The following is a 19,141-nucleotide window of genomic DNA, read 5'->3' on the forward strand; positions in this document are numbered from 1 at the left end:
CGGGACGGTCTATTCCCCCTCCCTGCTGCATATATGATATGGAAGGGGAGTGATGCGATTTTGAGGCTGAGTGAGCTGTCAGGAAAAGAGATCGTCGATATTAAAAGAGCGGAGCGGCTTGGCGTGCTTGGACAAACCGACCTTGAAATAAATGAACAGGACGGTCAAATTACAGCACTCATCATACCTTCCGTCAAATGGTTTGGCTTTCGAAAACAAGGAAATGACATCCGCGTTCCGTGGAATCACATTCAAAAAATAGGATCAGATATGATCATTCTCGATGTGCCTGAAGAACTTCAGCCGCACGGAGAAAAAGAGCACCCATCATAAAAGGGTGCTCTTTTTCTTTTCTCTCTCCGATTTGTTCACAGGCTGAATCCTCTCCTCATATGCTGAAAGGGAGATTCGGAAAATATTACAGACTTTTTTAAATAAAGAAGGTGAACGGTCAGTATGTTGAGCGGTTTAACGGTTGCGGTGATCGGGGGAGATGCTAGGCAGCTTGAAATCATTCGCAAGCTGTCACAGCAGCATGCCAAAGTGTTTTTGGTCGGATTTGATCAGCTGGATCATGGATTTATTGGTGCTGAAAAGCTGAAAATGTCAGAGCTTCCTTTTGAACAAGTGGATAGTATGATCCTTCCGGTATCAGGTGCTACAGACGAAGGGGTCGTTGCCACCGTTTTTTCAAATGAGAAGGTCGTGCTAGAAGCTAAATATTTAGAAAGAACCCCTGCACATTGTACCTTGTACTCAGGTATTTCTAATATGTACTTAGACAATATGGCAAAGCAGGTGAACCGGAAGCTTGTGAAGCTGTTTGAGCGAGATGATATTGCCATATATAACTCTATTCCAACAGTTGAAGGGATTATCATGATGGCCATTCAGCAAACGGACTATACGATTCATGGGTCACATGTCGCTGTTCTCGGACTTGGTCGAACAGGGCTCACCATTGCCCGCACATTTCGGGCGCTAGGTGCGGAAGTGAAAGTTGGTGCTGCGGATACAGCCCATTTAGCGCGAGCCTTTGAGATGGGACTTGATCCATTTTCAATGGACCGTTTAAAAGATGAAGTAACGGATGTCGACATCATCATCAATACGATTCCAAGCTTAGTATTAGATTCATCTGTCATCGTCAGCATGACACCAAAGACACTCATTTTGGATATCGCCTCCCGCCCAGGTGGAACAGACTTTGATTTTGCACAAAAGCATGGAGTGAAGGCACTTCTTGCACCAGGACTTCCAGGGATTGTGGCACCAAAGACAGCCGGGCAGATCATTGCAAAAGTGCTATCTGGGCTCTTATGTGAACTTGCGGAGGAAAAAAGGGGGATGGAATCATGACTACACTAAAAGGGAAAAGAATCGGCTTTGGTTTAACAGGTTCTCACTGCACGTACGAAGCCGTTTTTCCGCAAATCGAATCACTCGTGAAAGAAGGGGCAGAAGTGCGTCCTGTCGTGTCATATACGGTGCAAAATACGAATACGAGATTCGGAGAAGGAGCGGACTGGATTGAGCGGATTGAGAAGCTGACAGGATTTCAAGCGATTGACTCAATCGTCAAAGCAGAGCCGCTTGGACCTAAACTTCCACTTGATTGTATGGTCATTGCGCCTTTAACAGGCAATTCAATGGCGAAATTTGCAAATGCACTGACAGACAGTCCAGTCTTAATGGCTGCTAAGGCGACCATTCGTAATCATCGCCCTGTCGTTTTAGGCATTTCCACCAATGATGCATTAGGTTTAAATGGTACAAATCTCATGAGACTCATGTCGACAAAGAACATTTTCTTTATTCCATTCGGCCAAGATGATCCATTCAAAAAACCGACTTCCATGGTAGCGCATATGGATCTACTGACGAAAACAGTAGAAGAGGCGCTCCAGCATAGACAAATTCAGCCCATTTTAATTGGATCAAACGAATAATAGATTCACTAGAAAATCATGAAAGATTCAAAAAAGGTACTTCAAGCCTTGCTTTTCTATGGTAAAATAAAATGTAAAAAGTCATAGGATGGCCATCCGAAAGAAAAGAATCATGGATGGGTCGGAAGGAGTTTTACTGATGGGAAGAGGATTGCATGTAGCTGTAGTTGGAGCGACTGGAGCTGTCGGTCAACAAATGTTAAAAACACTAGCTGACAGAGATTTTGAAATGGATACACTTACTCTACTATCCTCAAAACGTTCTGCTGGAACAAAAGTGACATTCAGAGGTAAAGAGTATACCGTTCAAGAAGCAACACCTGAAAGTTTTGAAGGGGTCAATATTGCACTATTCAGTGCGGGAGGAAATGTTTCCAAAGCGCTAGCTCCTGAAGCGGTCAAACGAGGTGCAATTGTTGTCGATAATACAAGTGCTTTTCGTATGGACGAAAATACCCCTCTTGTCGTACCAGAGGTAAACGAAAAAGATTTGCATGACCATCAAGGGATCATTGCAAACCCTAACTGTTCAACGATTCAAATGGTGGCGGCGCTAGAACCGCTTCGTCAAGCGTATGGCATGAAAAAAGTCATTGTGTCTACTTACCAAGCAGTATCAGGTGCAGGACATGAAGCCATTGACGAACTGTACAGCCAGTCGCAAGCCATTTTAAATAAAGAAGATGTGAAACCAGAAGTCATGCCTTATCAAATTGCCTTTAATGCGATTCCGCAAATTGATAAATTCCAAGACAATGGCTATACATTTGAAGAAATGAAAATGATCAATGAAACGAAAAAAATCATGCACTTGCCAGAGCTAGAAGTAGCGGCAACATGTGTGAGACTACCAATTGAAACGGGTCATTCAGAATCGGTTTACGTTGAACTTGAATCAAATGACGCAACGGTTGATGACGTCAAGTCCATCCTAAAAGATGCACCAGGCATCACATTACAAGATGATCCGTCTCAGCAAATTTATCCAATGCCTGCAGATGCTGTTGGTAAAAACGACGTATTTGTCGGCCGCATTCGGAAGGATTTGGATCGTCCAAATGGCTTCCATATGTGGATTGTATCTGATAACCTGCTAAAAGGCGCTGCATGGAACTCCGTTCAAATTGCAGAAAGCTTACGAGCATTAAAATTAGTTTAACATTCAATGGATGATGAGGACGAATAGAAGAGAGTTAGGCATCTTTCGCCTGCTCTCTTCTGTTACGTCAGAATGAACTTGGAGTGAAAACAGTGAAAATAATTGTCCAAAAATTTGGCGGTACATCTGTCAAAGATGATCAAGGGAGAAAAAGGGCACTTGCACATATCCTATCTGCAAAAGAGAAAGGCTATAAATCGGTCGTTGTCGTGTCTGCGATGGGACGAAAAGGCGATCCTTATGCGACAGATACGCTGCTAGGTCTGCTTTACGGCAATGCGCAGCATATGACAAACCGAGAAAAAGATTTACTCGTGTCTTGCGGAGAAAATATTTCAGCTGTTGTTTTTTCAAGTATGCTGAATGAAAACGGGCTAAAGGCTGTTGCGATGACAGGATCACAGGCAGGCTTTGTGACAGATAAAGAACATACAAATGCGAAAATTATTGACATGAAGTGTGAACGTCTTGAGGCGGCACTTTCAGAGCATGACGTGGTTGTCGTTGCTGGTTTCCAAGGCGCTGCAAAAAATGGAGACGTGACAACAATCGGACGAGGCGGCAGTGATACGTCAGCTGCTGCGTTAGGCGCTGCATTGCAGGCAGATTTCATCGATATTTTTACAGATGTAGAAGGGGTCATGACAGCAGATCCACGTATCGTAGAAAATGCAAAACCATTGAGAGTCGTGACATACACAGAAATTTGTAACCTCGCATACCAAGGGGCAAAAGTCATTCACCCTAGAGCTGTTGAAATTGCCATGCAAGCAAAAGTACCAATGAGGGTCCGTTCAACATACTCTGATGATGAGGGCACACTCGTGACATCACACTACTCAGATAAAATGAGTCATGATGTGTACGACCGCCTGATTACGGGTATTGCACATGTCAATGATGTCACACAAATCAAAGTCCCAGCTAAAGAGGGACAGTACAGCGTACAAACAGAAGTCTTTAAAGCAATGGCAAATGCCCAAATCAGTGTCGATTTCTTCAACATTACACCGAGCGAAATCGTCTATACGGTGACAGGTGCAATGACTGAAAAGGCAACGGCGATCCTAAAAGATCTGGGCTATACGCCGATTGTCACGACAAACTGTGCAAAGGTATCAGCTGTTGGAGCAGGCATTATGGGTGTACCAGGTGTCACATCTAAAATTGTATCTGCACTATCTGAGCAAAATATTCCGATCTTACAGTCCGCTGACAGTCATACGACGATTTGGGTGTTAGTGAACGAAGAAAACATGAGAGCGGCTGTTAATGCCCTTCATGAAGTGTTTGAACTTTCAAGATAAATGTGATTGAATCATGATGAGGTGAAAAAAATGAATTTCGGAAATATCGCAACAGCTATGATTACACCTTTTGATAAAAAGGGCAACATTGATTTCCAAAAGCTATCAATTCTCATTGATTACTTGTTAAAAAACGGCAGTGACTCTTTAGTCGTTGCAGGGACAACAGGCGAATCGCCAACTTTATCGACTGAAGAAAAAGTCGCTCTTTTTCAGCAATCGGTGAAATTAGCAAATGGTCGTTGTAAAATCATTGCAGGAACAGGCAGTAATAACACAAATGCGTCTATTAAACTAACGAAAAAAGCAGAAGAAGCGGGCGTTGATGCAGTGATGCTTGTCGTACCTTACTACAACAAGCCATCACAGGAAGGCATGTATGCACACTTTAAAGCAATTGCCGAGTCTACATCTCTTCCTGTCATGCTTTACAATGTACCAGGAAGAACGGTTGCTTCATTAGCACCAGAAACAACGATTAAGCTTGCGCAAATACCGAACATTGTCGCAATCAAAGAAGCAAGCGGTGATCTAGATGCCATGACAAAAATCATTGCAGAGACACCAGAAGATTTTGACGTTTACTCTGGTGACGACAGCTTAACGCTTCCTGCGGTTGCGGTTGGTGCAAAAGGAGTCGTCTCAGTGGCTTCTCATATCGTAGGCCTTGATATGCAGCAAATGCTAAAAAGCTACGCTTCAGGACAAACAGCGAATGCGGCATTGATTCATCAAAAGCTGGTGCCGATCATGAACCAGCTGTTCTCAGCGCCAAATCCAACGCCTGTCAAAACAGCTCTTCAGCTGAAAGGATTAGATGTCGGATCCGTTCGACTCCCGCTTTTACCTTTATCAGAAGAAGAGAGACTGAATCTAAGCAGCGTATTAAACAGCTGATCAAAACAAAAAAATTCGTAAGCGGTCATTCTCAGATGTCCCTGAGTATGACCGTTTTTTATACATAAACACTTTCTTAAAATGTGACTTCATCTTGTTTTCTAAAATTAGATTCAGTTATAATAGCATTAAGCGATGATGGACGGGCTTGAGACTAGGAGGATAAGAATTTTGAAAAAGAAAAATACAGAGAACGTAAGAATTATTGCACTGGGAGGCGTTGGAGAAATCGGGAAAAACTTATATGTCATTGAGATTGATTCCGACATATATGTTGTAGATGCAGGACTCATGCATCCAGAAAACGAAATGCTAGGCATTGACGTGGTCATTCCTGATATCTCTTATTTAACAGAACGAGCTGATCGGGTGAAAGCAATTTTTCTTACCCACGGACATGATGAAGCAATCGGAGGCGTATTCCATTGCTTAAGCAAATTGTCTGTACCAGTTTACGGCACGAAGCTGACCCTTGCGTTACTTCGAGAAAAGTTAAAGCAATACGGCTTCAATCAAAAAGCTGATTTGCGAGAGGTTCATGCAAAGTCAGTCATTACATTTGAAACAACAAAGGTATCATTCTTTAGAACGAATCACAGTATTCCTGATTCAGTCGGAATCAGCTTCAAAACATCTCTTGGTTCAATCGTATGCACAGGTGATTTTAAATTTGATCAAACCCCAGCGCTTAACCAAGCCTGTGACATCGGAGAGATTGCGAAAATTGGAAACAATGGCGTTTTAGCACTTCTTTCAGACAGTGCAAATGCTGAAAAACCAGGCTATACACCTTCTGAGGCGCTCGTCCAAGACGAAATCTCAAATGCGATGTACAATGCTGAAAATCGTGTGATTGTCGCTGTATCTTCATCAAATATTAACCGTGTACAGCAAATCATTAATGCCACAAACCAAAATGGCCGTAAGCTTGCAGTAGCAGGGAAAAATATGATGACAACTCTTCAGCTTGCGATCAAACTTGGTTATGTGACAGCAGACGAAGAATTATTTGTTCCAGTCCAAGAAGTGAAAAAAATGGCGAAAAACAGTGTGGTCATTCTCACAGCAGGAAGCCACGGTGAGCCTCTCGCTGCTTTAACAAAAATGGCGAAACAAAATCACAAACAGCTTCATATTGAAAAAGATGACACGGTTGTGATTGCGTCTACACCTCTTCCAGGACAAGAACTCACCTATTCAAAAACGGTGGATTTCCTTACAAGAAGCGGAGCACAAGTGATTTTTGCTCAAAAACGTGTGCATGTATCTGGACATGGCTGTCAAGAAGAGTTAAAGCTCATGCTGAACTTACTGAAGCCAAAGTATTTAATTCCAGTAAACGGCGAATATCGCATGCAAAAAGCACATTCTCGTATTGCTGAAGAAGTAGGAATGAAACGAAGCGACATTTTCTTAATTGATAAAGGGGATGTTGTGGAATTTAGAGGACAAAACGTAAAGATCGGTGAAAAAGTGCATCAAGGGAACATTTTGATCGACGGTCTTGGTGTTGGTGATATCGGGAATATTGTCTTACGTGATAGACGACTATTGTCTCAAGATGGCATCTTAATAGTGGTCATTACGCTCGATAAACAAAAGAAACAATTAATTTCTGGACCTGAGATCATCACAAGAGGATTTGTTTATGTAAGAGAATCCGAAGAGCTGATTGTGAAAGCAACAGAAATGGTCAAAGGGATTGTGAAAGAGCAAACGGAAAACTCAATTGTTGAATGGTCAACACTGAAACAATCCATGCGCGATGTACTAAATCAATTCCTATATGAAAAAACAAAACGTAAGCCAATGATCATTCCAATTATTATGGAAGTGTGATGAGAAAAGTCCAAAGAGCACAAGCTCTTTGGGCTTTTTTGATGTGACATGATGAATGCGGATGGAATGTGGCGATCTTGTTCATAATAGGAGGAGAGTTTTTAGGAAAGGATGGAGACAAATGGACGAACAGAATGAACAGCAGCCTGAGCGAAAACCAGAAGAAAAAGATAGCATTATGAGCAAAATACAACAGCTTGGTGAAACAGCCGTCCCGCAGTTGTCACAAGATACAAACATACATTGCCTGACTATTATTGGACAAATTGAAGGGCACATGCAGCTGCCGCCACAAAATAAAACAACCAAATACGAACATGTCATTCCACAAATCGTAGCAGTTGAACAAAACCCAAAAATTGAAGGACTTCTAATCATTTTAAATACAGTGGGCGGAGACGTAGAAGCAGGACTAGCTATTGCGGAAATGCTCGCTTCTTTATCCAAACCAACTGTATCCATTGTGCTTGGCGGAGGCCACTCTATTGGGGTCCCAATCGCCGTATCGTGTGATTATTCATACATTGCCGAAACAGCAACGATGACCATTCACCCTGTACGCTTAACCGGTCTAGTCATCGGTGTTCCACAAACCTTTGAATACTTAGATAAAATGCAGGAAAGAGTCATTAACTTTGTCACGAGTCACTCAAACATTACAGAAGAGAAATTTAAAGAGCTTATGTTCTCTAAAGGCAATCTAACAAGAGACATCGGGACAAATGTCGTTGGCCATGAGGCGGCTGAATACGGACTGATGCATGAAGTCGGCGGCGTTGGACAAGCGATTAAAAAGCTGAACGAGCTTATTGGAGAACGGGCAGCACAAAACGAGGGGCTGATCCAATGATTTTATATACACCTATGCCTTATGAAGCCATTTACGCTGAGGAACAAGGAGAACGCAAACTCCAGCAGGTAAACATTCAGGGCGTGCCAGTGATGGTTGAAATGAAAGAAGATGAAGCGGAAATCGTTCAAGTAATGAGTACGAATCCAATGGACTTTTTGAATCAGGAGCTTGCACCAGGTAAGCGATTGAAGTTACATTTAGGCACCAATCAAACCGACTCATATGAATGATTCTATGCTATAATAAAGGGAAAACTTACAACAAGATGCAGCCAAAACCAGGCTGCTTTCTTTCTGATCTTTTCGTAGGTTATATTTTCTTTTGTAGTAAGGTGATGAGTATGGCGAAAAAGAGAAAACGTAAAACAAGAAAAAAACAAAATAAACAGCTAAAACTGAAATATGAACTAAATGGGTTAGTCTGTATTGCCATAGCGATCATTGCCATTTTACAGCTAGGTGTAGTTGGACAAACCTTTGTACATCTATTCCGATTCTTTGCAGGTGAATGGTTTATTCTCTGCCTTATCGGATTATTTCTTTTTGGTGTGACGATCTTTTGGAAAAAACAAATTCCTGATTTACTGACAAGAAGAAAAGCAGGTTTATACTGCATCATTGCGAGTATCTTGCTTTTGTCCCATGTGAAGCTTTTTCAGCATCTTTCAGCTGCAGGCGTGATAGGCTCTCAAAGTGTAATCAGAAATACGTTTGAGTTATTCTTAATGGATATGAAAGGTGAGACAGGCTCGCCCGATTTAGGAGGCGGTATGATCGGTGCTGTATTATTTGCGGCCTCCTATTTCTTGTTTGCACAAGCAGGGTCGCAAATCATGGCCATTGTGCTAATGCTGATCGGCATTGTTCTGATCACAAACCGGTCACTGCAAGAAATGGTCAAAAAAGTGACGCTGCCTGTATCACAATTTTTGGTGAAGCAGTGGAAAGCATTTATTGAAGATATGAAAGGCATAAGGCAGGCGAAAAAGAATGCACCTGCGCAGAGAACAAGTGAAAAGAAAAAACGTTCACGCTTGCAAGAAGAGGCCGAAGAAGATCATGATCAAATCTTGATCGAGGAAGAAGAGCAGGCTTCTGACAATCGTCAGCCGATTATTTCAAGTTTTGCTGATCGAGATGACATGCTCACACCGCAAGTTCAAAAAGATCAGCCGGTCAATGAGCCAGATCCTCTTCAAGAAACTGTACAAGGCACTCCGTCTCATGATACAGGGGATGAACCGAAAGAAGCTCCGCCTATGACGTTTACGGAGCTTGAAAATAAGGATTATGAGCTGCCATCGCTTGATATTTTAGCTGAGCCGCAGCATTCAGGTCAGCAAACAGATAAGAAGAATATTTATGAAAATGCAAGAAAGCTTGAAAAGACCTTCCAAAGCTTCGGTGTAAAAGCAAAAGTGACACAAGTTCATTTAGGTCCGGCCGTCACAAAATATGAAGTATACCCTGATGTCGGCGTGAAGGTAAGTAAGATCGTCAACTTGAGTGATGATTTAGCCCTTGCATTAGCAGCAAAAGACATTCGAATTGAGGCGCCGATTCCTGGTAAATCCGCCATCGGAATTGAAGTGCCCAACGCAGAAATTGCGATGGTTTCTTTAAAAGAGGTTTTAGAATCGAAACAAAATGACCGCCCAAATGCCAAGCTGCTCATCGGACTGGGCCGAAATATTTCTGGTGAAGCTGTGCTGGCTGAAATGAACAAAATGCCGCATTTACTTGTGGCTGGCTCGACAGGAAGCGGAAAAAGCGTATGTATCAATGGCATTATCACAAGTATTCTCATGAGAGCAAAACCTCATGAAGTGAAGATGATGATGATTGACCCGAAAATGGTTGAATTAAATGTTTATAACGGCATCCCGCATCTGTTGGCTCCAGTTGTAACCGATCCTAAAAAAGCCTCACAGGCACTTAAAAAAGTGGTGAGTGAAATGGAGCGCCGTTATGAATTGTTTTCTCATACGGGTACAAGAAATATTGAAGGGTACAATGATTACATTAAACGAATGAATCAATCAGAAGAAGCGAAGCAACCAGAACTCCCTTATATTGTCGTCATTGTAGACGAGCTTGCTGATTTAATGATGGTTGCTTCCTCTGATGTGGAAGATTCCATTACAAGGCTTTCTCAAATGGCACGTGCTGCAGGGATTCATTTAATTATCGCCACACAGAGACCTTCGGTTGATGTCATTACTGGTGTCATTAAAGCCAATATTCCATCTCGTATTGCATTTAGCGTATCGTCACAAACCGATTCAAGGACCATTCTTGATATGGGAGGCGCAGAAAAATTGTTGGGCAGAGGGGATATGTTGTTTTTACCTGTCGGTGCGAACAAACCAGTTCGTGTACAAGGTGCCTTTTTATCAGATGAAGAAGTGGAACATGTCGTTGATCATGTCATCACACAGCAAAAAGCACAATATCAAGAAGAAATGATCCCAAGTGAAGAAACGCAAGATCAGCTTGGGGCTGTGGACGACGACTTATATGATGAAGCAGTTGAACTGATCATTGGTATGCAGACGGCCTCTGTTTCTATGCTACAAAGGAGGTTCCGCATCGGTTATACTCGTGCTGCACGTCTTATTGACGCAATGGAAGAGCGCGGGGTTGTCGGACCATATGAAGGAAGTAAACCGAGAGAAGTCCTCCTTTCAAAAGAACAACATGACGAGCTCTCTTCATAATTCGAAGAGAGCTTTCCTAACAAAAAGTTAACGATATATTGATTATGTTAACTGGATGTCAGACTATTTATTTATTTGCAAAAACATGATATAGTTATGTTCATCTTATCTCGGAATAGAGATTTCTCATCTTATCATTTGCATTGATTAGACGGAGGGAAAACATGTCGACCAAAACAGACAATCGCCATTTATATTTGAAAGTGATTGACCGTATTAAAGAAGATATTCAAACAGGCGTATATGCCGAAAAGGAAAAGCTGCCTTCTGAATTTGAGCTCTCAAAGCTTTTAGGCGTGAGCAGAGCGACACTTCGTGAAGCCCTTCGTATATTAGAAGAAGAGAAATATTTAATAAGAAGGCATGGTGTGGGGACTTTCGTCAACTCAAGACCGCTTTTTTCTACTGGCATTGAACAGCTGACAAGTGTTACAAAAATGATTGAACAGGTCAATATGACGCCAGGTACCATCTTTTTGTCCTCACAAGAAGGGGAGCCGACGGAGAATGATGTCATTCGTTTTCAGTGTGATGAATCCGAGAAGGTTTTTTCAATGGAACGCGTTCGAACAGCAGATGGACAGCCAGTCGTCTATTGTTTAGATAAAATTCCGGTTAAACATCTTCCCGCTTCTTTTACTCACGAGGAAGAGTCGCTTTTTGAGCTGTTTGGCAGAGAACCGCACAGCGGAATTAAATATGCAGTGGCAGACATCGAACCGATTGGTTATCACGATCAGGTTTCACCGATATTAGAATGTGACCCAGAAACAGCGTTACTATTACTGAAACAAATGCACTATGATCAAGATGATCAGCCGGTCTTATACTCGCTCAATTATTTTCGAGCGGATAAATTCAGTTTCCATGTCATACGTAAACGATTTTAACAAAGCAGTCGCTTCCATAGGCGGTTGCTTTTTGTTTGTCTATACATAAAACTTGTGAAACATGCCACACTAATACGTAACAGTATATAGAATTGGGTGAATGATGTTGGGCGAGAAAACAGTCAGTAAAAAGAATATTATTGCATTATCATCAGTGCCTCTAATCATGACGCTTGGGAACTCGATGCTAATACCCGTATTACCAGAGATAGAAAAGAAACTCTCCATCACTTCCTTTCAAGTGTCACTCATTATTACGGTATACTCCGTTGTGGCGATTTTGTGTATTCCGATTGCCGGTTATTTATCTGACCGAATTGGGCGGAAAAAGGTACTTTTACCATGTCTTTTAATCGCAGGGCTTGGAGGAGCTGTTGCAGCTGTTGCCTCAACCATCATGAAAGAACCGTACATGTGGATTCTATTTGGCAGGGTCCTTCAAGGTGTTGGTTCAGCTGGAGCAGCACCTGTCGTCATGCCGTTTATTGGCGATTTGTTTCACGATGATGAAGAGGTAAGTGCGGGACTTGGAGCAATCGAAACCTCTAACACAGCTGGAAAGGTACTCAGTCCTATTATTGGGGCACTTCTCGCTTCTTGGTTTTGGTTTGTGCCGTTTTGGTTCATTCCATTCTTTTCAATCATCAGTTTTGTGATGGTTCTGTTGATGGTTGAATCCGCAAAGAAAGAGGAAGATCCGCCTACATTTAAAGAGTTTTTAAAATCAACAAAGACGATTTTTAAACATGAGGGACGCTGGCTTTATGCCATTTTTGCTATTGGCGGTTTTATTATGTTTCTTCTTTTTGGCGTGCTCTTTTATTTATCAGATAACCTAGAGGCAGCGTATCAAATAACGGGTGTCAAAAAAGGCTTGCTGCTAAGTATCCCGCTCCTTTTCTTATCAATCAGCTCGTATATTGCGGGGAAAACAATCGGGAAAGAAAAGGGGAAAATGAGGATATTTCTCATCGTTGGTATGGCTCTTTTATCACTTTCGTATATATTTTTATGGTGGAATCACAGTTTTTACGTGTTGTTTGTCTGCTTAAGTATTGGCGGCGTAGGAATTGGCATTGTGCTTCCAGCACTTGATGCGTTGATAACAGAAGGGATTGAAAAAGAGCAGTGCGGAACCATTACGTCATTTTATAGCAGTATGCGTTTTATCGGTGTTGCTTTAGGACCTCCAATTTACGCATTTCTTATGGATAAAGGAGACGCCATCGTTTTTATTCTATCGACCATATGTAGTCTCATTTCATTATTTTTGGTCCTCTTTTTCATCCAGCCAGATGAAAAGGATGAAAGTGAACAATTGAAAACGGTTTAAACATAGAAAAAAGACGGTATTTTGCCATCTTTTTTCTTTTTTATAAATTGACATGTAAAATTTTGATAGTTAAACTAATGTATAGTAATATCTTTTAAATTATCCCAAATAGGAGGTGTTCAAAAACATTCATTTTCTGTCTTTGTTTTAAGGCAGAAATTGAGCTCGTGGCTGATGATGGATATGCGTTTCTTCAACACGAAAGGACAATTGAATAGGTCATCCTGCCATTAGCACGTTGAAGGAGACGAAGTCAGCACTTCAGACACGCTCAAAAACAGCAAATTGATTGATGAACTAGAAGGAGCTTGAAGCAGCTATGTTGCAAATAATTAAAGCAAGATGGATTGTATTAATGGTGTGGATGATAACAGCTGTGATTCTGTTTATTACTGCGCCCGATTTAGAGGAATTAACAAGAGAAAAAGGGCAGTTAAAGGTTCCAGAGGGGACACCAACAGCTGAGGCACTTCACTTATTGGATAAGCTTTCAGATCATAATGGGAAAAAAGATACTGGTGTGATTGTATTCTCCGAACAACATTTGTTCCCTGCCAAAGAGCAGGAATTAAAAAAGGCTTTAGCTGCACTCATGACACATGCCCCAGAACTCCACATTGACGGAATTACTTCGTATTTTCATGTAGATCGTGACATTCAAAAACAACTTTTATCAAAGGATAAAAGTACACTTCTTGTTCCATTCAAATTCGACCACTACGAAACAAAAGCTGTGAAGGTTAAAGAACGAATTGAGGAAGTTTTAAAGCCCTACAACGTCTCATATGAAATGACAGGTCAAAAATTTGTGGACTCAGATGTCATTAAAAGCTCTCAACAAGGTCTGAAGAAAACTGAACTTATCACGATGATTTTTATTTTCTTTATTTTAATAATTGTATTCAGATCGATACTGGCACCTGTTGTTCCGCTTATTACGATTGGCATTTCTTATGCTGTCAGCCGGTGTATTGTGGCTTTTCTCGTAGAATATACACCATTTCCTATTTCTAATTTCACTCAGATTTTTATGGTAGCTATTATGTTCGGTATAGGAACGGATTATTGTATATTACTTTTAAGCCGTTTTAAAGAGGAGATTGGTCAGGGGCGTGATGTCAAAGAATCGATTATCATCACGTATCAATGTGCAGGGAAAACAGTCTTTTTCAGCGGCTTAGCTGTGTTAGTCGGCTTCTCAAGTATTGGTTTCGCAAAATTCCAATTGTACCAATCAGCCGTCAGCGTTGCCGTAGGCGTTGGCATCCTGCTCATTGCACTTGTCACAATCGTTCCTTTTTTTATGTCGGTTTTCGGAAAATCCCTTTTTTGGCCGTCTAAAAGAGAAAACATTCGTCATCCACAAAGTAAGATTTGGGAATGGGCTGGGCGCTTTTCATTTAAAAGACCGCTCATCAGCTTAGGTGTAGTTGCACTCATCACTGTTCCTCCGATTCTGATGTATGACGGCACTCTTTCTTATAATAGTTTAAATGAGATTGGGACAAAGTATGAGTCAGTGTCTGCATTTAATACGATATCTGAGCAATTTGGCTTTGGTGAAGCGCTGCCGCTGAATGTGCTTGTCGAAAGTGACAATGAGCTCGATAATCAAGAAAAGATTGTCATGATTGAAAAACTGACCCGTAAGTTAAATGACATTGAGGAAGTGAAAGCGGTTCGCAGTGTCACTCGCCCAGTTGGAGATGGGTTAAGTCAGCTCTACGTTACCTCTCAAGCGAAAGAACTAGGAGGAGAGCTTGGGAAAGGTCACGAGGGCATCGGGAAAATTACAGATGGCTTGACCGAAACAAACTTCGCACTTCTCAAACAAAAACCAAAAATTGAAGAATCCGCTAAAGGGATTGATCAATTGATTGATGGGACAAAAGCCATCAAAGGCGGTATCGGAGAAGTGAGGAAATCACTCATTTCTTTAGAGGATGGTGTGAGGCGCAGTAAAGAGGGCGTAGGAACCATTCGCACTGAAATCAAACAAGCGAAAAAAGAATTAGAGCAAGAATACCGCAGAAGTGAAACCATGATTCAAGATCTTGAACGAGTCGTAAGCACACTGGAAGGTCACGCAACATCAAATGAGCAGCTGATGACAACGATTAAAAAAGTGAAACAATCCTATGAAAACGTATCATTTGAAGGGCTTGAAAACCGGCTTCCAGAAATCAAAGATATGAATGAATATAAAGAAATCAAAAAAGTATTCAAAGACACAAAAGGAATGCTCGATCAAGCTGGAGAGCAAATGAGCGTCTATGAAGAGGAAGCATCTGCCTTTAAACAAAAGATCAAGAAAGCAGATCAAGTCATTCAAACGTTCGCAAGCAAGCAAAAAGAAATCAAACAACAAGTAAAGGCGCTGATGACAGGTCTAGATCAAATTTATGATGGTCTTGATGAAACGAACAAAGGCCAAAAACAGCTCATCAAAGAAATGCCTAAAATTGAAGATGGCGCAGATCAGCTGACAGATGGCCAAAAAGCCGTGAAAAAAGGGTTTAACCAGCTATCATCTAAACTATCACTATTAACAGATGGATTAGATGAAAGTATTTCCGGACTTGAGCAAGTAAAAAGCGGCTTTACCGAGGCGGACAGCTACTTAAAACAGCTTCAGGAAGCACCAGATGAAGAAGTAACGGGCTGGTTTATACCAGAAGAAGTACTGAAACGCCATGAGTTTAAGAAAATATTTAATACGTATATGTCCCCAGATCGTAAATTAACAACCTTTGAAGTGATATTAAACGTAAATCCATACAGCAATGAAGCAATGAAAGGTGTAGCAAAAATCGAAGAAACCCTTGATCAATATTTACCTGTAAGTGGTTTGAAAAATGCCAATTACGGTGTATCTGGTATCTCCAGTTTAAATGTTGACTTAAAAGAAACGTCAGACGGTGACTTTATCAGAACGGTTATTTTCATGTTAATTGGTATCTTTATTATTTTAGTTTTATTACTAAGGTCAATCGTCATGCCGATATACTTAACACTTTCACTCATATTAACGTATTTTACATCCATTGGCTTAACAGAATGGATTTTCAAAACATTCTTTGGCTACGATGGTGTCAGCTGGGCTGTTCCATTTTTCAGCTTTGTGATCCTTGTGACCCTTGGCATTGATTATTCGATCTTCCTGATGGATCGCTTTAATGAATGGAAGGGAGAGCATGTTCAAGCATCCATGATATCAGCGATGAGAAATATGGGGTCCGTCATTATTTCAGCAGTTGCTATTTTAGCGGGTACTTTTGCTGCGATGCTGCCATCGGGTGTATTATCATTAGTTGAAATTGCAACGGTCGTACTCATTGGACTTTTATTATATGCTTTTGTTGTTCTACCACTCTTTATCCCGGTCATGGTTCGCATCTTTGGAAAATGGAATTGGTGGCCGTTTAGAATGAAATAACAACCTGCGTCTCTGCTTTTAGCAGAGGCGTTTTTATTTCCTATCCTTTCCTCTGATTGATATAATGACTATTAAATGGCTGTTTCACGTATATATCAGCTATGTTCTAATACATAATAAATAGGATGAACAAAGGAGGTTTCTCATGACGTACTTACAAGAGAAGACATTTGATACACCTGGTCTTCATACTCATATTGTCAAAACAGAAAAATTTAAAACCGTGACGATCCTTTTTAAAATGCTTGCGCCTTTATCCAAAGATGACGTCACCATGCGTTCCCTTTTCCCGCATGTGCTTTTAAGAGGAACAGAAAAAATGCCGAAAACGGGAGAGCTTCGTGCTTATTTCGACGAGCTCTATGGGGCGACCGTTTCCGCAGACATGGCGAAAAAAGGTGAAAATCACATCATTACCTTCCGTCTAGAAATGGCGAATGAAAAATATTTAAAGGATCAAACCCCTTTATTAGAAAAAGGGATTGCCTTACTTTCTGAACTTTTATTCCACCCGTACGTGGAAAACGGAGTATTTCATGAATTGTACGTTGAGCAAGAAAAGCGAACATTGAAACAGCGCATTCAAGCCGTTTATGATGACAAAATGCGCTATTCAAACTTAAGACTTGTACAGGAAATGTGTAAAGGTGAGCCATATGCACTGCACGTCAATGGTGAAATGGAAGACGTCGAAGCGATTACGGCAGAAGCGCTCTTTAAAGCATACGAGCATGCACTTCAGTCCAACCAGCTGGATCTCTATGTTGTGGGAGACGTTGATGAACAAGATATCAATCGAATGGTCTCGCAATACTTTAAAACAAGTGAAAGAGAGCCGGTCAAACAAAATACCGAATCATCAAGATCACAAATAGAGCCAAAAGAAGTCATTGATGAAGAGGACGTAAAACAAGGAAAGCTGAACATTGGCTTTCGCACACATACAACGATAGCAGATGAAGATTATCCGGCGCTGCATTTGTTTAATGGCATATTCGGCGGCTTCTCTCATTCAAAGCTATTTATCAATGTGCGGGAAAAAGCAAGTCTTGCGTACTATGCTGTTTCTAGACTTGAGAGCTTTAAAGGTTTGATGATGGTCATGTCAGGAATTGAAGTCGGCAACTATCAGCAGGCAGTAGACATCATCAAAGAACAATTTGATGCCATGCAAAAAGGCGATTTTTCTGATGAAGCAATTGAACAGACAAAGGCTGTCGTCAAAAATCAGCTACTCGAAACCATTGATACGTCTTATGGAACAGCGGAATACTTATATCAGCATGCCGTCGTGCCAACAGGGGAGAGCCTCGATTCCTTTTTAGAAGCGTTAGACAGAGTGACAAAAGAGGACATCATCAAAGTGGGTCAAAAAATCGAATGGGATACGACCTATTTTCTTAAAGGAACGGAGGGTGCTTCATGACAGTGAAAACAATTCAATTCGACCAGCTGCAAGAAACGGTCTATCACGAAAAAATGGAGAGCGGACTTGACGTCTATGTACTGCCAAAGCAAGGGTTTAACAAAACCTATGCAACCTTTACAACAAAATACGGCTCTGTCGACAATGAATTTGTGCCGCTTGGCAAAGAAGACATGATCCGAGTGCCTGATGGAATTGCCCATTTCTTAGAGCACAAGCTGTTTGAAAAAGAAGATGGAGATGTGTTTCATACATTTAGTAAACAAGGAGCATCCGCAAATGCTTTTACGACATTTACGAGAACAGCTTACTTATTCTCAAGCACCTCAAATGTCGAACAAAACCTTGAGACACTCATTGATTTTGTGCAAGAACCTTATTTTACTGAAAAAACAGTCGAAAAAGAAAAGGGCATCATTGGTCAAGAGATTAACATGTATGATGACAATCCCGACTGGCGTTTATTCTTCGGTTTGATTGAAAATCTATATCAAGAGCATCCTGTGAGAATTGATATAGCTGGAACAGTAGAAAGCATCGCTCCGATTACAAAAGATCATTTGTATGAATGCTATGAAACGTTCTATCACCCAAGCAATATGCTTCTATTTGTTGTCGGTCCCGTTGATCCGAAGCAAATATTAGATCAAGTTCGAGCGAATCAGGCGAAAAAGCCATTTACAGACCAGCCAGAGATCAAACGAAAAGACATCAATGAGCCTGAAGGTGTGTACCGAAAAGAATACGAACTTCCAATGAACGTACAAGGCTCAAAATGTATGTTTGGATTAAAAACAAAGAATCCTCATAAAAAAGGCAATGAACTGTTAAAACATGAGCTCGGAATGAATCTCATTTTAGAGACGCTGTTTGGTAAAAGCTCCTTACAATATGAACAGATGTATGAAAAAGGCTTAATTGATGAGACCTTCAGCTACGATTATACGGAAGAAGGCGGTTTTGGCTTCACTTCAGTTGGTGGAGATACAAATGACCCTGATCAACTCGCAGATGAATTAAAAGAAACGCTTCTTCAAGCAAAAAGCCTGATCACAGAAGAAAAGATTGAACTTGCTCGCAAGAAAAAAATTGGCAGCTTTTTAAAAGCAATGAACTCCCCGGAGTACATCGCCAATCAATTCACTCGATACGCATTCTTAGAAATGAGCTTATTTGATGTCGTGCCAGTACTGGAGCAAATCCAATTAACAGATATTCAGCAAATCTTAGACGAAGAAATTGATGAAGAACGAATGTCAGTTTTTAAAGTCGTACCGAAAACAAAATAAAACGAAAAAAGACAAACTCAACGTATAAGAGTTTGTCTTTTTTGTGT

The 19,141-nt window shown here is 41.1% G+C and carries 15 protein-coding genes; all 15 read left to right on the forward strand.

Translation table 11 applies throughout. The annotated features are described in order from the left end of the window. Positions 1–60 precede the first annotated feature (60 nt). Positions 61–333 carry a YlmC/YmxH family sporulation protein gene (locus MHI20_RS02115; RefSeq protein WP_008344726.1) on the forward strand — a complete coding sequence of 91 codons (273 nt, stop codon included), beginning with the start codon at positions 61–63 and terminating at the stop codon, positions 331–333. Between the two features lie 123 nt (positions 334–456). After that, positions 457–1,359, forward strand: a complete 903-nt coding sequence (gene dpaA / locus MHI20_RS02120; RefSeq protein ID WP_017359065.1) for a dipicolinic acid synthetase subunit A — start codon at positions 457–459, stop codon at positions 1,357–1,359. Then, entirely contained in the window at positions 1,356–1,949 is a 594-nt protein-coding gene (gene dpaB, locus MHI20_RS02125; RefSeq protein WP_017359064.1) for a dipicolinate synthase subunit B, read from the forward strand. Before dpaA ends, dpaB begins: the two co-directional genes overlap by 4 nt. Positions 1,950–2,088: 139 nt before the next feature. After that, positions 2,089–3,108, forward strand: a complete 1,020-nt coding sequence (gene asd, locus MHI20_RS02130; RefSeq protein WP_256689257.1) for an aspartate-semialdehyde dehydrogenase — start codon at positions 2,089–2,091, stop codon at positions 3,106–3,108. A gap of 92 nt (positions 3,109–3,200) precedes the next feature. Further along, positions 3,201–4,415, forward strand: coding sequence for an aspartate kinase (dapG, locus tag MHI20_RS02135; protein ID WP_019744173.1), 1,215 nt, complete (start codon positions 3,201–3,203; stop codon positions 4,413–4,415). Positions 4,416–4,445: 30 nt separating this feature from the next. Next, positions 4,446–5,312, forward strand: coding sequence for a 4-hydroxy-tetrahydrodipicolinate synthase (gene dapA / locus MHI20_RS02140; RefSeq protein ID WP_008344717.1), 867 nt, complete (start codon positions 4,446–4,448; stop codon positions 5,310–5,312). A 171-nt stretch (positions 5,313–5,483) separates the two neighbouring features. Beyond that, positions 5,484–7,151, forward strand: coding sequence for a ribonuclease J2 (gene rnjB, locus MHI20_RS02145; protein ID WP_008344715.1), 1,668 nt, complete (start codon positions 5,484–5,486; stop codon positions 7,149–7,151). A 121-nt stretch (positions 7,152–7,272) separates the two neighbouring features. Continuing rightward, the gene (locus MHI20_RS02150; RefSeq protein WP_008344713.1) at positions 7,273–8,001 is read left to right on the forward strand and encodes a ClpP family protease; all 729 of its coding nucleotides are present in this window, start codon (positions 7,273–7,275) and stop codon (positions 7,999–8,001) included. Continuing rightward, on the forward strand, positions 7,998–8,234 hold the full coding sequence (locus tag MHI20_RS02155) for a YlzJ-like family protein (RefSeq protein WP_008344712.1): 237 nt from the start codon (positions 7,998–8,000) through the stop codon (positions 8,232–8,234). Before MHI20_RS02150 ends, MHI20_RS02155 begins: the two co-directional genes overlap by 4 nt. A gap of 110 nt (positions 8,235–8,344) precedes the next feature. Beyond that, positions 8,345–10,720, forward strand: coding sequence for an FtsK/SpoIIIE family DNA translocase (locus MHI20_RS02160; RefSeq protein WP_100325012.1), 2,376 nt, complete (start codon positions 8,345–8,347; stop codon positions 10,718–10,720). 164 nt (positions 10,721–10,884) lie between these two features. Continuing rightward, the gene (locus MHI20_RS02165) at positions 10,885–11,610 is read left to right on the forward strand and encodes a GntR family transcriptional regulator (protein ID WP_008344706.1); all 726 of its coding nucleotides are present in this window, start codon (positions 10,885–10,887) and stop codon (positions 11,608–11,610) included. Between the two features lie 103 nt (positions 11,611–11,713). After that, positions 11,714–12,943 (forward strand): MFS transporter, encoded by a 1,230-nt coding sequence (locus MHI20_RS02170; protein WP_234712492.1) that lies wholly within the window; start codon positions 11,714–11,716, stop codon positions 12,941–12,943. Positions 12,944–13,262: 319 nt separating this feature from the next. Next, the gene (locus MHI20_RS02175) at positions 13,263–16,379 is read left to right on the forward strand and encodes an MMPL family transporter (protein WP_340936476.1); all 3,117 of its coding nucleotides are present in this window, start codon (positions 13,263–13,265) and stop codon (positions 16,377–16,379) included. 145 nt (positions 16,380–16,524) lie between these two features. Then, a complete protein-coding gene (yfmF, locus tag MHI20_RS02180; RefSeq protein WP_024720378.1) occupies positions 16,525–17,805 on the forward strand; it encodes an EF-P 5-aminopentanol modification-associated protein YfmF in 1,281 nt (426 codons plus the stop codon). Then, positions 17,802–19,094 carry an EF-P 5-aminopentanol modification-associated protein YfmH gene (yfmH, locus tag MHI20_RS02185; RefSeq protein WP_039166628.1) on the forward strand — a complete coding sequence of 431 codons (1,293 nt, stop codon included), beginning with the start codon at positions 17,802–17,804 and terminating at the stop codon, positions 19,092–19,094. Before yfmF ends, yfmH begins: the two co-directional genes overlap by 4 nt. The last annotated feature ends 47 nt before the right edge of the window (positions 19,095–19,141 follow it).

It is taken from the genome of Bacillus sp. FSL K6-1106, assembly GCF_038005245.1.
Taxonomy (GTDB): domain Bacteria; phylum Bacillota; class Bacilli; order Bacillales; family Bacillaceae; genus Bacillus; species Bacillus altitudinis.

Bases quoted from the DNA above. Each gene is read 5' to 3' on its own strand.
- dpaA (WP_017359065.1), top strand. From the start codon at position 457: ATGTTGAGCGGTTTAACGGTTGCGGTGATCGGGGGAGATGCTAGGCAG.
- dpaB (WP_017359064.1), top strand. From the start codon at position 1,356: ATGACTACACTAAAAGGGAAAAGAATCGGCTTTGGTTTAACAGGTTCT.
- asd (WP_256689257.1), top strand. From the start codon at position 2,089: ATGGGAAGAGGATTGCATGTAGCTGTAGTTGGAGCGACTGGAGCTGTC.
- dapA (WP_008344717.1), top strand. From the start codon at position 4,446: ATGAATTTCGGAAATATCGCAACAGCTATGATTACACCTTTTGATAAA.
- MHI20_RS02150 (WP_008344713.1), top strand. From the start codon at position 7,273: ATGGACGAACAGAATGAACAGCAGCCTGAGCGAAAACCAGAAGAAAAA.
- MHI20_RS02155 (WP_008344712.1), top strand. From the start codon at position 7,998: ATGATTTTATATACACCTATGCCTTATGAAGCCATTTACGCTGAGGAA.
- MHI20_RS02160 (WP_100325012.1), top strand. From the start codon at position 8,345: ATGGCGAAAAAGAGAAAACGTAAAACAAGAAAAAAACAAAATAAACAG.
- MHI20_RS02165 (WP_008344706.1), top strand. From the start codon at position 10,885: ATGTCGACCAAAACAGACAATCGCCATTTATATTTGAAAGTGATTGAC.
- MHI20_RS02170 (WP_234712492.1), top strand. From the start codon at position 11,714: ATGTTGGGCGAGAAAACAGTCAGTAAAAAGAATATTATTGCATTATCA.
- MHI20_RS02175 (WP_340936476.1), top strand. From the start codon at position 13,263: ATGTTGCAAATAATTAAAGCAAGATGGATTGTATTAATGGTGTGGATG.
- yfmF (WP_024720378.1), top strand. From the start codon at position 16,525: ATGACGTACTTACAAGAGAAGACATTTGATACACCTGGTCTTCATACT.
- yfmH (WP_039166628.1), top strand. From the start codon at position 17,802: ATGACAGTGAAAACAATTCAATTCGACCAGCTGCAAGAAACGGTCTAT.